At 66.4% G+C, this 14,003-nt stretch carries 19 protein-coding genes and 1 riboswitch; of the genes, 16 read left to right on the top strand and 3 right to left on the bottom strand.

Features of this window, described 5'->3' with window-relative positions:
* The first annotated feature begins 96 nt into the window (after positions 1-96).
* Both CFY91_RS06815 and CFY91_RS06810 read left to right on the top strand, forming a co-directional pair.
* Complete coding sequence (locus CFY91_RS06815; RefSeq protein ID WP_093985599.1) at positions 97-513, top strand: hypothetical protein; 417 nt, start codon at positions 97-99, stop codon at positions 511-513.
* A 36-nt stretch (positions 514-549) separates the two neighbouring features.
* Complete coding sequence (locus tag CFY91_RS06810) at positions 550-1,353, top strand: YdcF family protein (protein WP_093985598.1); 804 nt, start codon at positions 550-552, stop codon at positions 1,351-1,353.
* Here CFY91_RS06810 and ahr read toward each other — a convergent pair.
* Positions 1,323-2,345 (bottom strand): NADPH-dependent aldehyde reductase Ahr, encoded by a 1,023-nt coding sequence (gene ahr, locus CFY91_RS06805; RefSeq protein WP_093985671.1) that lies wholly within the window; start codon positions 2,343-2,345, stop codon positions 1,323-1,325. The genes CFY91_RS06810 and ahr overlap by 31 nt on opposite strands.
* A gap of 215 nt (positions 2,346-2,560) precedes the next feature.
* Here ahr and CFY91_RS06800 point away from each other — a divergent pair, with 215 nt between their 5' ends.
* Complete coding sequence (locus CFY91_RS06800) at positions 2,561-3,133, top strand: pseudouridine synthase (protein ID WP_165765311.1); 573 nt, start codon at positions 2,561-2,563, stop codon at positions 3,131-3,133.
* Here the strand turns inward: CFY91_RS06800 and CFY91_RS06795 are convergent.
* Both CFY91_RS06795 and CFY91_RS06790 read right to left on the bottom strand, forming a co-directional pair.
* The gene (locus CFY91_RS06795; protein WP_093985596.1) at positions 3,117-3,509 is read right to left on the bottom strand and encodes a globin; all 393 of its coding nucleotides are present in this window, start codon (positions 3,507-3,509) and stop codon (positions 3,117-3,119) included. The two genes, CFY91_RS06800 and CFY91_RS06795, sit on opposite strands and share 17 nt — an antisense overlap.
* Positions 3,510-3,575: 66 nt before the next feature.
* Complete coding sequence (locus CFY91_RS06790; RefSeq protein ID WP_093985595.1) at positions 3,576-4,232, bottom strand: class I SAM-dependent methyltransferase; 657 nt, start codon at positions 4,230-4,232, stop codon at positions 3,576-3,578.
* A 141-nt stretch (positions 4,233-4,373) separates the two neighbouring features.
* Here CFY91_RS06790 and nrdR point away from each other — a divergent pair, with 141 nt between their 5' ends.
* From nrdR to CFY91_RS06725, 13 genes are all read left to right on the top strand, one after another.
* Positions 4,374-4,838 (top strand): transcriptional regulator NrdR, encoded by a 465-nt coding sequence (nrdR, locus tag CFY91_RS06785; protein ID WP_093985594.1) that lies wholly within the window; start codon positions 4,374-4,376, stop codon positions 4,836-4,838.
* The gene (gene ribD / locus CFY91_RS06780) at positions 4,835-5,974 is read left to right on the top strand and encodes a bifunctional diaminohydroxyphosphoribosylaminopyrimidine deaminase/5-amino-6-(5-phosphoribosylamino)uracil reductase RibD (protein WP_093985593.1); all 1,140 of its coding nucleotides are present in this window, start codon (positions 4,835-4,837) and stop codon (positions 5,972-5,974) included. Before nrdR ends, ribD begins: the two co-directional genes overlap by 4 nt.
* Before the next feature lie 38 nt (positions 5,975-6,012).
* A riboswitch (FMN riboswitch) is annotated at positions 6,013-6,162 on the top strand.
* A 109-nt stretch (positions 6,163-6,271) separates the two neighbouring features.
* Positions 6,272-6,934, top strand: coding sequence for a riboflavin synthase (locus tag CFY91_RS06775; protein ID WP_093985592.1), 663 nt, complete (start codon positions 6,272-6,274; stop codon positions 6,932-6,934).
* Between the two features lie 11 nt (positions 6,935-6,945).
* The gene (gene ribBA / locus CFY91_RS06770) at positions 6,946-8,043 is read left to right on the top strand and encodes a bifunctional 3,4-dihydroxy-2-butanone-4-phosphate synthase/GTP cyclohydrolase II (protein ID WP_093985591.1); all 1,098 of its coding nucleotides are present in this window, start codon (positions 6,946-6,948) and stop codon (positions 8,041-8,043) included.
* Between the two features lie 108 nt (positions 8,044-8,151).
* Positions 8,152-8,628 (top strand): 6,7-dimethyl-8-ribityllumazine synthase, encoded by a 477-nt coding sequence (gene ribH / locus CFY91_RS06765; protein WP_093985590.1) that lies wholly within the window; start codon positions 8,152-8,154, stop codon positions 8,626-8,628.
* Between the two features lie 2 nt (positions 8,629-8,630).
* Entirely contained in the window at positions 8,631-9,110 is a 480-nt protein-coding gene (gene nusB / locus CFY91_RS06760) for a transcription antitermination factor NusB (protein WP_229727225.1), read from the top strand.
* 36 nt (positions 9,111-9,146) lie between these two features.
* Positions 9,147-10,115, top strand: a complete 969-nt coding sequence (gene thiL / locus CFY91_RS06755; protein WP_093985588.1) for a thiamine-phosphate kinase — start codon at positions 9,147-9,149, stop codon at positions 10,113-10,115.
* On the top strand, positions 10,108-10,599 hold the full coding sequence (locus CFY91_RS06750) for a phosphatidylglycerophosphatase A family protein (protein ID WP_093985587.1): 492 nt from the start codon (positions 10,108-10,110) through the stop codon (positions 10,597-10,599). Before thiL ends, CFY91_RS06750 begins: the two co-directional genes overlap by 8 nt.
* A 54-nt stretch (positions 10,600-10,653) precedes the next feature.
* Entirely contained in the window at positions 10,654-11,379 is a 726-nt protein-coding gene (locus CFY91_RS06745; RefSeq protein WP_093985586.1) for a substrate-binding periplasmic protein, read from the top strand.
* A 12-nt stretch (positions 11,380-11,391) separates the two neighbouring features.
* Positions 11,392-12,042 (top strand): TIGR02281 family clan AA aspartic protease, encoded by a 651-nt coding sequence (locus tag CFY91_RS06740; protein WP_093985585.1) that lies wholly within the window; start codon positions 11,392-11,394, stop codon positions 12,040-12,042.
* A gap of 105 nt (positions 12,043-12,147) precedes the next feature.
* Positions 12,148-12,759 (top strand): GTP cyclohydrolase II, encoded by a 612-nt coding sequence (gene ribA / locus CFY91_RS06735; RefSeq protein WP_093985584.1) that lies wholly within the window; start codon positions 12,148-12,150, stop codon positions 12,757-12,759.
* Positions 12,756-13,175 carry an MFS transporter gene (locus CFY91_RS06730; RefSeq protein WP_093985583.1) on the top strand — a complete coding sequence of 140 codons (420 nt, stop codon included), beginning with the start codon at positions 12,756-12,758 and terminating at the stop codon, positions 13,173-13,175. The genes ribA and CFY91_RS06730 overlap by 4 nt, the downstream gene beginning before the upstream one ends.
* Positions 13,175-13,972, top strand: a complete 798-nt coding sequence (locus tag CFY91_RS06725) for a cobalamin-binding protein (protein WP_093985582.1) — start codon at positions 13,175-13,177, stop codon at positions 13,970-13,972. The genes CFY91_RS06730 and CFY91_RS06725 overlap by 1 nt, the downstream gene beginning before the upstream one ends.
* The last annotated feature ends 31 nt before the right edge of the window (positions 13,973-14,003 follow it).

Below are 14,003 nucleotides of genomic sequence, written 5' to 3'. Positions count from 1 at the left end.
GCCGCTGGTCGCCGCAGGCCTGGCGAGGCACTGCTGCGGACTAAGCTGCACAGTAGGCCGGGCGTGCCGGCTGGCGGCGTAGCTGAGGGCAGTAGCATGGCTGAGTGGCGGCTGACGCAGGCGAGAGACGGGGTGTACGAGCGCTTGTTGCAGCGTCTGGCGCTGGCGCTGGAGCGTGCCGAGCAGAACCTGCAGCTTTCCCCTGGGGACGAGGCTGAACTGGAGTTGACCGGCCTGAGCCCCTCGGAAACCGAACTGATCCGTGCCTACCTGCGCCGCGACCTGCATTGGTTGCGCGGCTGGCATGCTGCCGCCGAGGAGCTGGCGCAACTGGAGCGTCAGCAGTTGCCGCCTTTGCCGGGGCGTCGGCCTGCCGCGCCTCTGGACGGGCGAGGGCAGCTGTGCTGTGCGCTGTGTGGCGCTGTGCTGCCTGAGGCCCGCACGGCGATGCAGGCCTGCGCGCAATGTGGCTCGACGTTGTTTCGTTTGCAGCGAGTGCCGGCCGGATACTAGGCTGCCTGCTTGTCTCGTTGCCGTGCCGGATAACCGATGGAACTGCGTTACCTGCTGAAGCAGGGCCTGCTGCCACCAGGCCTGCTGTTGTGGATGATCCTCCTGGGCTGGTGCCTGCGCCGGCGTTATCCGCGTTTGGCGCGAGCTGCGCTGCTGGGCGGGCTGCTCGGTCTGTGGCTGATGAGCCTGCCGTTGGTGGTGCAACAGAGCGCACGCTGGCTGGAAAATCAGCCGCCACTCAGTACGGCGCAACAGGCCGACCTGGCCAGCCAGGGCGAGGTGATCGTGGTGCTCGGTGCCGGGCGCGAGCGGGCGGATCCGGGCTGGGGAACCGATCAGCCGAGCCTGTTGGCCGTCGAGCGGCTGCGTTATGCGGCGCGTCTGGCCGCGCAGAGTGGCTTGCCGCTGCTCACCTCGGGCGGCCTGCACTATGGCCAGCCGCCCAGCGAGGCAGCGCTGATGGCTGAAGTGCTGGCGCGGGACTTTGCCCAGCCGGCGCGCTGGCAGGAGGGGCAGAGCCTCACCACTTGGGAGAACGCCGTCGCGACGGCGCAGTTGTTGCGTGCCGAGGGGATCCAGCGTGTGGTGCTGGTCACTCAGGCCTGGCATATGCCACGTGCGCGCTGGTGTTTTGAACAGCAGGGCTTGCAGGTGGTCGCGGCGCCCATGGGCTTTCTCGGTCAGGCGCATGGCCGGCCTTTCGCCGGTCTGTTGCCGGAGAGCCGGGCCTTGTGGCACAGCGGGCTGCTGCTCAATGAAGTGCTGGGCCGGCTCAGCTATCCCTGGCTGTATGCCGGCCCGGCGACCCCTCAGGCGCTGGCGTCGAGTACCACGCGGTAGCGAGCCTTGCCGCTGCGCAGGTGCTCGATGGCCTCGTTGACCCGGCTCATCGGGAAATGCTCGACCTGCGGGAGGATCTGGTGCCTGGCGCAGAACTCCAGCATGCGTGCCATGTTCGCTGGGGAGCCGACCGGCGATCCGGACAGGGTCTTCTGCTGGGGAATCAGACTGAACACGTGAACCGGGATGGCACTGGGCGCGATACCGACGAAATGCAGGCGCCCTTTGGCGGCCAGGGTGGCCAGCAGGGCGTTCCAGTCCAGGTCGGCGCTGGCGGTGACCAGCAGGAAGTCCAGGCTGCCGGCAATTGCCTGTAGGGCTGCGCTGTCGGTGGAGGCCACCACCCGGTGCGCGCCCAGACGCTGGGCTTCTTCGCGCTTGCTGAGTGACGAGGTGAAGGCGGTGACCTCGCAGCCCCAGGCGTTGAGGAAGCGCAGGGCCAGGTGGCCCAGCCCGCCAATGCCCACCACGCCTACCCGGTCGGTCGGTTTCACCGCGCATTCCAGCAGCGGGCTGAATACCGTGGAGCCAGCGCAGAACAGCGGGCCGACCAGTGCCGGGTCGAGCGTGTCCGGCAGCGGAATGGCCCAGGCCCAGTGACTGCGCAGCCGATCGGCAAAGCCGCCGTGGCTGCCGACGATGGTCGGTTTGGCCGTGTTGCACAGCTGGTGTGCGCCCTCCATGCACGATCCGCAGTGCATGCAGCTGCCCTTGTACCAGCCGATGCCCACGCGCTGCCCGGCGTGCAGGCCGTGCACCTGCTCGCCCACGCGGATGATGCGCCCGACTACTTCATGCCCGGGGATGAAGGGATAGCGACTGAGTCCCCATTCGTTGTCGATCATCGACTGATCGGAGTGGCAGATACCGCAGTACTCGACGGCGACTTCCACCTCTTCCTGGTCCAGCGGGCCGGGCTCGTAGCTGAAGGGTTGCAGGGGGGCGCCGGGTGCGGTGGCGGCCCAGCCGGTAATGGTGTCGGCGGAACTCATGAGCAGGCTCTCCTGTTGACGGTAGGCACTCAGCATAGCGGCCAGCCCGCAGGGCGCAGCAAGCGAATAAGTGTTGCTGATGGTTGGCCTGCGGGCGGCGGCATGGGGCGGTGAGTCGGGTAAACTGGCGGTTTTTACCGACTTGTGGATCGCCCATGCCCCGTCCTCCTCGTCCTGCACCGCCGCGTCGCGCCGCTGCCCTGCCGGCCCGCCGGGTGGCCAAACCGCCACCGGCCGAACCGCGGCTGATCCTGCTGAACAAGCCCTTCGACGTGCTGACCCAGTTCCAGGATGCGCAGGGGCGCGCCACGCTCAAGGACTTCGTCGATATTCCCGGAGTCTATCCGGCCGGGCGTCTGGATCGTGACAGCGAAGGTTTGCTGCTGCTGACCAACGATGGGCGCCTGCAGGCGCGCATTGCCGACCCGCGCCATAAGCTGGCCAAGGCCTACTGGGTGCAGGTGGAGGGCACGCCGAGCGAGGCGCAGCTGCAGCAGCTGCGTAGCGGGGTGACGCTCAACGACGGGCCGACCCTGCCGGCCGAAGCACGCTGTCTGGATGAGCCGGCGCTGTGGGCGCGCCACCCGCCGGTGCGCTTTCGCAAGAGCGTGCCGACGGCCTGGCTAGAGCTGGTGATTCGCGAGGGACGCAATCGTCAGGTACGGCGCATGACCGCGGCGGTAGGGCTGCCCACCCTGCGTCTGGTGCGCGTGGCCATCGGTCCCTGGCAGGTCGATGGCCTGCAGCCGGGCGAGTGGCGCGAGGTGCCGGTCAGTAGCCTGCGCTGATCACCGCGATGCCTTTGTTGAGCACCTCGCGCCAGGCCTCACGGGTGTTTACGCAGCATTGTGGGTCATGTTCGCCGATGGTGCGCAGCAGGGCTTCGCGCCACAGTTCATAGAGCTCCGGGCGGATGTCGAAGCCGTGCCGTGAGTGGCTGGCGCCCAGTGCGCGCAGCTTGGTATCGGGCATGCCGCGGGCGTGCATGACCAGGTTGAGAATGCCCTGGCGGAGCAACTGCTTCTGCGCCGGCATGTCGGTGTTGGCGAACTTGGCGCGAATTTCCGGCGAGCTGTCGAGGAAGTGGCGATAGAAGCTGTCGAAGAAGGCTGGGTTGGCGCAGCAGCGGCCATAGCTCTGCATGACGCGATCGGTGGGTTTCATGGGTACTCCACAATGGAACGACCAGGCAGCGCTCGGTGGAGCGCTACCTGAGGGGATAATTCAGAATCAGTGGCGTTGCGCGTGGTACAGGCTGACCTGACGGAATTCCTGAGGCTCGGCGAGGTCCGGCCAGGTGCAGGCCTCCAGCATGTGCAGGCGCTCATAGCGCGGATGCTGGAAATCCTTGACCCGGGAGTCGGCGACCAGCGCCTGCTTGCCGCGACTGAGGAAGTGGTCGAGCAGCGGCAGGTTGGCGCGGTCGTAGAGCACGTCGGCGACCAGGATCAGGTCGAAACGATCGGCTTCGGCGAAAAAGTCCGCCGAGTAGCCCAGGCTCACCCCGTTCAGTGCGGCATTTTCCCGGCAGGCCTGCAGCGCCAGGGGATCCAGGTCGCAGGCCACCACTTCGGCCGCCCCGGCCCTGGCGGCGGCAATCGCCGCGACGCCGGAGCCGGCGCCAAAATCCAGTACGCGCTTGCCCTGTACCCAGTGCGGTTGTTCGACCAGCCAGCGCGCCATGGCCAGGCCGCTGGCCCAGCAGAAGCACCAGTAGGGCGGTTCGTCGAGAATGCGCCGGGTTTCCTCGGGGCTGAAGGCACGGTCCATGTTCTGCGCATCGATCAACCACAGCGTCAGGTCGGTGCCGGGCAGGCGCTCGGCCACCAGGCTGGCATCGCCGAGTAACTGGCGCAGCGGTTGGAGCAGGGCGGGCGGGGCGGACATGGCAACGTCTTCACGGTGAAACGGGGGCGTCTATATAGCGCAAAGGCGCCGGCTTGTCAGGTGCCGGCAATCTGCCGGCTGTCGTCACGGGTAGGCTTTCGCTACCATGCAGGCTGACTTTTTCTGACGGGCCTCTCCATCATGCATTGCCCCTTTTGCAACGCCAACGACACCAAAGTGATCGATTCGCGACTGGTCGCCGAGGGTGGCCAGGTACGCCGGCGCCGCGAGTGCCTGGCCTGCGGCGAGCGTTTTACCACTTTCGAAACCGCCGAACTGGTTATGCCGCGCCTGATCAAGCAGGACGGCAGTCGCCAGCCGTTCGACGAGGACAAGCTGCGTGCCGGCATGCAGCGGGCCCTGGAGAAACGCCCGGTGAGTGTTGAGCGTCTGGAAGAAGCGATTGCCCGCATCAAGCAGAAGCTGCGTGCCACCGGCGAGCGCGAGGTGAAGTCGCTGGTAGTCGGTGAGCTGGTCATGAGCGAGCTGCATCAGCTCGACGAGATTGCCTACATTCGTTTCGCCTCGGTGTACCGGCGTTTCCAGGATCTCAACGAGTTTCGCGAGGAAATCGAGCGCCTGTCCCGCGAGCCGGGGCGCGCATGAGCGAGCTGCCCGGTGACACGCAGTACATGGCGCGGGCCCTGCAGCTGGCACGTCAGGGGCTGTACTCGACCCATCCCAATCCGCGCGTCGGCTGCCTGATCGTTGCGGCGGACGGTCGGGTGGTCGGCGAAGGCTGGCACGTGCGCGCCGGCGAGCCGCATGCCGAGGTGCATGCCCTGCGCCAGGCGGCGGAGGCGGCGCGTGGGGCTACCGCCTATGTGACGCTGGAACCGTGCAGCCACTTCGGACGTACCCCGCCCTGTGCCGATGCGCTGGTGCAGGCGGGCCTGCGCAGAGTGGTGGTGGCCATGCAGGACCCTAACCCGCAGGTGGCCGGGCGTGGCCTGCAGCGCCTGCGTGACGCCGCTATCGAGGTGCATTGCGGCGTGCTGGCAGAGGAGGCGCGTGAGCTTAATCGGGGGTTCTGCAAGCGCATGGAAACGGGGCTGCCATGGGTCTGCGCCAAGCTGGCGATGAGCCTGGATGGGCGCACCGCGATGGCCAGCGGGGAAAGCCAGTGGATCACCGGGCCGGCGGCGCGCAGCGCGGTGCAGCGCCTGCGCGCACGCAGCAGCGCGGTGCTGACCGGTGCCGACAGCGTGTTGCAGGACGGCACCCGGCTCACCGTGCGGGCTGCCGAGCTGGGGCTGGAGCCGGCACAGGCGGCGCTGGCCCTGGCGCGCCCGCCGCGGCGGATTCTCCTCGACGGCCGCTGCCGGGTGCCGTTGCAGGCGCCATTCTTCCAGGCAGGCAGCGCGCTGGTGGTGGCGGCGCAGGGGGATGTGGCGCGCTATGCCGAGGCCGGCCATGAGTTGTGGCTATTACCCGGCGAAGCGGGGCAGGTCGATCTGCTGCAGTTGTTGCGACGGCTGGCCGAACAGGGCGTCAATGAGCTGCTGGTGGAGAGCGGGGCGCGTCTGGTCGGTGCCCTGGCACGTCAGGGGCTGATCGATGAATACCAGATCTTCATGGCCGCCAAGCTGCTCGGCAGCTCGGCCCGGCCGCTGCTCGACTGGCCGCTGGACAGCATGCAGCAGGCCGCGGAGCTGGATATCCGGCAGATACGCGCCTGTGGCAATGACTGGCGAATCGTCGCCCGGCCGCGGCCGGCGCATGCAGGCGCCTCGACAATGTGATAAAACGCACGCCTGCCGGGCGCATGGGTGCCTGGCAGGCAAGTTCTCAGGGCGGGGTGCAAGTCCCCACCGGCGGTAATGGCGCGATGCCTAGCCCGCGAGCGCCTGGCAGCGAAGGCTGTCAGGGTCAGCAGAACCGGTGAGATTCCGGTGCCGACGGTGATAGTCCGGATAAAGAGAGAACGGGATCGCTGCATGTCCTGCGGGGCCTGTTGTGCATTCCCTTCAATCGGCAGTGCCCTGTTTTAACCAAAACAGGAGAGCGACCATGCATGACAAACTGCGCCGGGAGGTTTCATGTTTACCGGCATAATCGAAGCGATAGGCACCATTCGCAGCCTGACCCCCAAGGGCGGTGATGTGCGCGTCCAGGTGGCCACCGGCAAACTCGATCTGGGCGACGTCAAGCTCGGCGACAGCATTGCCGTCAACGGCATCTGCCTGACTGCCGTGGAGTTGCCCGGTGACGGCTTCTGTGCCGATGTCAGCCGGGAAACCCTGCAGCGCACGGCCTTTGTCGACCTCAAGGCAGGCACCCGGGTCAATCTGGAAAAGGCCCTGACGCCGACCAGCCGCCTCGGTGGCCATCTGGTCAGCGGCCATGTGGATGGCGTGGGTGAAGTCATCGCGCGTTTCGACAATGCCCGCGCCGTGCAGTTTCGCCTGCGCGCACCGCGCGAACTGGCCAAGTACATTGCCCTCAAGGGCTCGATCACCGTGGATGGCACCAGCCTGACCGTCAACGCGGTGCACGGTGCCGAGTTCGAGCTGACCATCGTCCCGCATACCCTTGAGCAGACCATCATGGTCGACTACCAGGCCGGGCGGCGGGTCAACCTGGAGGTCGATCTGCTGGCGCGCTACCTCGAACGCCTGTTGCAGGGCGATCAGGCGGCTGAGCCGGCAGGCGCCGGGATCAGCGAAAGTTTTCTGGCCGAACACGGCTATCTGAATCGATAAAGGATTGCCTCATGGCTCTGAATAGCGCTGCCGAACTGATCGAAGACATCCGCGCCGGCAAGATGGTCATCCTCATGGATGACGAGGACCGCGAGAACGAAGGCGACATCATCATCGCCTCGGAATGCGTAACCGCCGAGCACATCAATTTCATGGCCAAGCACGCGCGTGGCCTGATCTGCATGCCGATGACCCGCGAGCGCTGCGAGCTGCTCAAGCTGCCGCTGATGGCGCCGCGCAATGGCTCCGGATTCGGCACCAAGTTCACCGTATCCATCGAAGCCGCCGAGGGCGTGACCACTGGGATTTCCGCGGCTGACCGCGCGCGCACCGTACAGGCGGCCGTGGCGCGCACCGCCAAGGCCGATGACATCGTCAGCCCCGGGCATATCTTCCCGCTGATGGCCCAGGCCGGCGGCGTGCTGGCACGGGCCGGGCATACCGAGGCGGCCTGCGACCTGGCGCGCCTGGCCGGTTTCGAGCCGTCCGGGGTGATCTGCGAGATCATGAACGATGACGGCAGCATGGCGCGCCGCCCCGAACTGGAGGTGTTCGCCGCCGAGCATGGCCTGAAGATCGGCACCATTGCCGACCTGATCCACCATCGGCTGATCCACGAACGCACCATGCAGCGGGTCAGCGAGCAATGGCTGGACAGCGAACTGGGCCGTTTCAACCTGGTCACCTATCGCGATGCGGTGGAAGGTGACGTGCACCTGGCGCTGACCCTGGGGCAAATCAGCCCCGAGCAGCCGACGCTGGTGCGTGTGCACAACATGGACCCGCTGCGCGACCTGCTGCTGGTCAAGCAGGAGGGTCGCTGGAGCCTGCGCGCGGCCATGGCCGAAGTGGCCCGGGCAGGGAGCGGCGTGGTGCTGCTGCTGGGCAACCCGCTGGGTGGCCAGGAACTGCTGGCGCACCTGGATCGCCAGCTGGGTCAGGAAGGCAAACCGGCCACCAGCCCGGCCACCTACAGCACGGTGGGCGCGGGTTCGCAGATTCTCCGTGACCTCGGGGTGCGCAAGATGCGCCTGATGAGTTCGCCGATGAAGTTCAATGCGATATCCGGTTTCGACCTGGAAGTAGTAGAATACTTGCCCGCTGAATGAACGGTTGGGCCGTGCGAGCGCTGCGCACGGCCTGCCACTTCGTTCTACATTGATATCCACGGGATGCCGCAGGGCATCCCGGCTCTTTATACAGATCGAGACTCGTCCATGACCCTGAAGACCATCGAAGGTACCTTCATCGCCCCGCAAGGCAAATACGCCCTGGTGGTTGGCCGCTTCAACAGCTTCGTCGTCGAGAGCCTGGTCAGTGGTGCCGTCGACGCCCTGGTCCGCCACGGCGTGCAGGAAAGCGACATCACTATCATCCGTGCGCCGGGTGCCTTCGAGATCCCGCTGGTCACCCAGAAAGTCGCCCAGCGCGGCGAGTATGCGGCGATCATTGCCCTTGGCGCGGTGATTCGTGGCGGTACGCCGCACTTTGAATACGTCGCCGGCGAGTGCACCAAGGGCCTGGCCCAGGTGTCCATGGAATACGGCGTGCCGGTAGCCTTCGGTGTGCTGACCGTCGACTCCATCGAGCAGGCCATCGAGCGCTCCGGCACCAAGGCCGGTAACAAAGGCGCCGAAGCCGCCCTGTCCGCTCTGGAAATGGTCAGCCTGCTGGCGGCCCTGGAGGCCAAGTGAGCCTGAATCACGACGACAGCCAGGACGCGCCGCAACCCAAGGCCAAGGGCAAGATCGCCCAGCGCCGCGTGGCGCGTGGCCTGGCCATGCAGGCGCTGTACCAGTGGCACATGGCCGGGCAGTCGCTGAACGAGATCGAAGCGCAGTTTCGCGTCGACAACGATTTTTCGGCGGTCGACGGTGCGTACTTCCACGAACTGCTGCACGGCGTGCCCAGCCACAAGAGCGAACTGGACGGCCACATCGAGCCGTTGCTGGATCGCCCGCTGGCTGATCTCGATCCGGTGGAGCTGGCTATCCTGCGCCTGTCGGCCTACGAGCTGCTGCGCCGCGTGGATGTGCCGTATCGCGTGGTGATCAACGAAGGCATCGAGCTGGCCAAGGTGTACGGCGCCACCGACGGACACAAGTTCGTTAATGGTGTGCTGGACAAGCTGGCGCCGCGCCTGCGTGCCGCCGAAGTGCGTGGCGCGCAGCGCTGAGGCGCACGTGCCAGGTCGGCTGGCGAGGTAGTCAGGGTGGGTGAGTTCGAGCTGATCCGCCGCTATTTCGCCAGCGCCGCCTGCGCAGCGGGCCAGCCCGGCGTGGTGCTGGGCATTGGTGATGACTGCGCACTGCTGCAGCTGGCGGCAGACGAGCAGCTGGCGATTTCCACCGACACCCTGGTCGCCGGGGTGCATTTCCCACAACCCTGTTCTGCCGAGCTGCTCGGCCAGCGCGCGCTAGCCGTAGCGGCCAGCGATCTGGCCGGCATGGGCGCCTCGCCGTTGGGCTTCACCCTGGCGCTGACCTTGCCGCAGGCCGATGCGCCGTGGCTGCAGGGTTTTGCGGACGGCTTGCAGCAGATGGCTGCGGCGTGTGGCCTCAGCCTGATTGGCGGGGACACCACGCGTGGCCCGCTGAGCCTGACGGTGACGGTATTCGGCCGCCTGCCCGCCGGACAGGCGCTGACCCGTGGTGCCGCCCAAGAGGGTGACCTGCTGTGCGTGGGCGGTGAGCTGGGCGCGGCCTGTGCGGCGCTGGAACTGTTGTTGCACGGTCGCGAGGCCCCTGCGGCGCAGCGTGACGCCCTGCTGCAGGCCTTCTGGTCACCCATGCCGCAGTTGTCGCTGGGTGAGTACCTGCGTGGCCGGGCGAGCGCTGCCCTGGATATTTCCGATGGTTTGCTGGCCGATTGCGGGCACATTGCCCAGGCCTCGGGCGTGGCTTTGCAGATCGAGCAGGCGGCCGTGCCGCTGAGCGCGGCGGCCGAAGCCTTGCTCGGTCACACCGCGGCCCAGCTCTGTGCGCTGAGCGGTGGCGACGATTACCGTCTGGCCTTTACCTTGCCTGCCGAGCACTGGCCCGCCTTGTCCGTGGCGTTCCCGACGGTACGCCGGATCGGTCGGGTGGTGGCGGGTACGGGTGTGCAATTGCTTGACGAGCAGGGTTGCCCGCTGCCGCTGCCGGTCAGCGGTTATCAACATTTTGGAGCAGTACATGGCTGATCAGCCGCATCCACGCGTGCCGCCCTCGGTATGGCGTAATCCCTGGCATTTCCTGGCGTTTGGTCTGGGCTCCGGCACCTTGCCGAAGGCGCCAGGCACCTGGGGCAGCCTGCTCGGTCTGGCCGCCGTGCCGCTGTTGCAGTGGCTGCCGCTGTGGGGCTACGCCGGCGTGCTACTGGCCGCCAGTCTGCTGGGTATCTGGCTGTGTGGCCGGGTGGCTGATGATCTGGGCGTGCATGATCACGAAGGGATTGTCTGGGATGAGTTCGTCGGCATCTGGCTGACCCTGTTCCTTGCCCCCCCCGGTTGGCTATGGTTGTGTGTGGGCTTTGTGCTGTTTCGCTTCTTCGACATCCTCAAGCCTTGGCCGATCGGCTGGGCGGACCGGCATGTCGAGGGCGGCCTGGGCATCATGCTGGATGATTTGCTGGCGGGGCTGCTGGCCTTCGCCTGTCTGCAGTTGCTGGTGTATCTCGTCGTCTAGATCGGGCATCTCAGGGGTGCGCGAGAAGACGGCGCAGTCATGGGGGTAGCGTGCATGCGCGGCTTGCTGGGTTGGATACTGCTGGTGTGCAGTGCGCTGGTCTCGGCGCAGCCTGCCCTGCCGGGCGAAGTGCGCCTGGTCAGCGAGGTATGGCCTGGACATACCGAGGCCGACGGCAGTGGCCTGGCCTGGGACATCATGCGCGCGGTCTTCGAGCCGGCAGGCCTGCGCGTGGTCGTGCACTCGGAGCCTTACATGCGTTCCATCGGCCTGGTGTTGCGCGGTCGTGCCGATGCCTGGATCGGCTCCTATGCCGGCGAGATCGCCGAGGCTCACTATCCCCAGCAAGCCTACGATGCCGACCCGATCGTTGCCTTGGGCTTGGCCAGCCTGTCGGCACCGAGCCGGGATACTATTGGCCAGCGCCGACTGATTTGGGTGCGAGGCTATGACTACCAGCATCGCCTGCCCAATGTGCAGCACTTCCAGGAGATCCGCATGCGTACCGGCATTTTGCAGATGCTTGAGCGCGGCTATGCGGACTTTTATGTGGACGCGCTCAGCGAGGTGGAGGCGGTACTGGCCGAAAGCTCCCAGGCCCAGCGCTACCAGGTGGTCCCTTTGCTTATGTTGCCGCTCTATCCCGGTTTCCAGGACAGTCCGCGTGGGCGCGAGTTGGCAGAACTGTATGACCGGCGGCTGCTGGAACTGCGTGCCGATGGTAGTCTGCGCGCATTGTTTGCCAAGTGGGGACAACCCTACCGGTTGGCGATGCCATAGGGAGACGCATCCATGTTCTGTCGTTCACTGATCACCGTGCTGGCCTGCATGCTGGCCTGGCCGGCGCTGGCGGCCAGCCAGGTGCAGGTGGTCGGTTTGTTTCCCGGCGCTGCGGTGCTCAATGTCGATGGCCAGCGCAAGCTGGTGCGGGTTGGGCAGAGTGGACCGGGTGGCGTACAGGTGGTCAGTGCGGACAGCAAAGGCGCGGTGCTACGCGTCGCGGGGGTCGAGCGTCACTACAGCCTGAGTCGTGAATATGCGCCGGGCGGCTTTTCTGCGGCCCCGGAGAAACAGCGGCTGAGCATCGCGCGCGGGCTGGGCGGGCATTACTGGATTGCCGGTTCGATCAATGGCCAGACCGTGCAGTTCATGGTCGATACCGGGGCTACGGCGGTAGCCATGAACGAGGGACAGGCGCAGCGCCTGGGCATCGACTACCGGGTGGTTGGCCAGCCCATGGTGGTCAGCACGGCCAGTGGCACGGCAAATGCCTGGCGGGTGAAATTCGACCGGGTGAAGATCGGTAGCCTGGAAGTGCTCGGTGTGGACGGTGTGGTGGTGCAGGGCAGTGCGCCGACTGAAGTATTGCTGGGTATGAGCTTCCTTAGCCGGGTCAGTTGGCGCGAGGAGCAGGGCATGCTGGTGCTTGAGTCGAAGTTCTGACGGCTACCGCCGGTTTACCTGAGTGTCGCGCTGGGCGTTTCTTGCTCAACCGTGGCAAGGGTGGTGTTACAATTCGCGCCCTGTTGCCTTGCCTGGAGCTCTCTGGTGTCTGTCGTCTTTGTTGCCGCCGCGCAGCTGCCTACACCCTTTGCCATCTTTACCATGCACGGTTTCCGCGATGAGACCAGCGGCAAGGAGCACGTTGCCCTGACCCTCGGCGATGTGGCCGACGGCCAGCCCGTGCTGGGCCGCCTGCATTCGGAATGCCTGACTGGCGACGCTCTGTTCAGCCTGCGCTGCGATTGCGGTGCGCAGCTGGAGGCCGCCTTGCGCGCGATCGCTGCCGAGGGGCGTGGCGTGCTGCTGTATCTGCGCCAGGAAGGCCGTGGTATCGGCCTGCTGAACAAGATCCGCGCCTACGAGTTGCAAGATGGCGGCGCGGATACCGTCGAGGCCAACGAGCGCCTGGGGTTCGCCGCCGATCAGCGCGACTATGCGATTTGCCAGCCGATGCTCGACCACCTGGGGATCAGCGCCATTCGCCTGATGACCAATAACCCGCGCAAGGTCAACGCCCTGCAGGGTTTCGGTGTGCGGGTCGCCGAGCGGGTACCGCTGCAGGTGGGCGAGAACCTGCACAACAAGCTGTACCTGGCCACCAAGGCCGGCAAGCTTGGCCATATGCTGGGCCTGCAGCATCAGGGGGAAATCGAGTGACACGCGGCGAGGTCAGGCGTCGTCTGGCCCTGCAGTGGTGGCGCCTGCTGGGCCTGGCCCTGGCGCCGCTGTTTCTCGCCAACCTGCTGTTCGGTGCGGCGCCGGCCTGGTTGTCGGTACTGCAAATGCCCCTGTTCATTGCCGCGCTGGCCAGCCTGTTCGTCAGCCTGCCGCTGTTTCGTGCCTACAAGCATGCATTGATCGCCACCGGGCAGGTGCTGGACAGTGAGGCCGAGCCCGCCGCCTGGCAACAGTTGATCCACTGCCGGCGCCGTGCCCTGCAGGCAGCCGGCTTGCCGGCCTGGGTCGGCGCGCTGGCAGTATTCAGTGGCCTGCATGCGGTGCCGCTGACCCTGCTGGCGCTGGCCAGCCTGGTGCTGTTCTACCTGTACCGCATTCCCGCGCAGCTGGCCTGATGCGCACCTGCCTGCTGCTCGCTGCGCTGTTGCTGGTCTGGCCGCTGCAGGCTGCCGAGCGGGTGGTGAGCCTGGCCCCCTCGTTGACTGACATCATGCTCGAACTGGGCGCTGCGGAGCGTCTGGTCGGTGTACTGGACGGTGGCGAGCGCCCGGCGCAACTGGCACACCTGCCTTCCCTGGGACGTCTTGGCCAGCTTGAACTGGAAACCCTGGTCAGCCTGCGCCCCGACCTGGTGTTGTTGTGGCCGGACAGTATTGGCCCGGCGCAACGCCAGCAGCTGCAGCGGCTGGGGATTCCCGTGCATGTCGGTGAACCGCGCCGCTTGCATGAGCTGGCCGAGGAGTTCGTGCTGATCGGCCAGGCGGTGGGCTATGCGCAGCAGGGCGCAGCGCTGTCGCAGCGCTTTCGCGAGGGCGTTGCACGGCTGCGCCAGCACTATGCCGGACGTCCGCCGGTGCGGGTGTTCTACCAGATCTGGCACCAGCCGCTGTATACCATCGGAGGCCGGCAAATCATCAGCGATGCCATCGCCCTGTGTGGCGGGCAGAACGTATTTGCCGACCTTGAGTTGCCCGCGCCGCAGGTGGGGCTGGAGGCGATCATCGCGCGTGATCCGCAACTGATCATCGCCGGCAGCAATGCCGAGCTGGGCATCTGGCAGGCCTGGCCGCAACTCAGCGCGGTGCGCCACCAGCAGCTTTGGCCGGTGCCCAGCAAGCGCCTGGAGCGGCCCAGCTTCCAGATGCTGGCAGCTACCGAACAGTTGTGTGAGCTGATTGACCGGGCGCGTTGAGGTCGCGAATACAAACGCCCCAGCGGGTGGG

Origin of the sequence: Pseudomonas fluvialis (assembly GCF_002234375.1) — a bacterium.
GTDB lineage: Bacteria > Pseudomonadota > Gammaproteobacteria > Pseudomonadales > Pseudomonadaceae > Aquipseudomonas > Aquipseudomonas fluvialis.
This window is presented reverse-complemented; position numbering and strand designations above follow the sequence as displayed.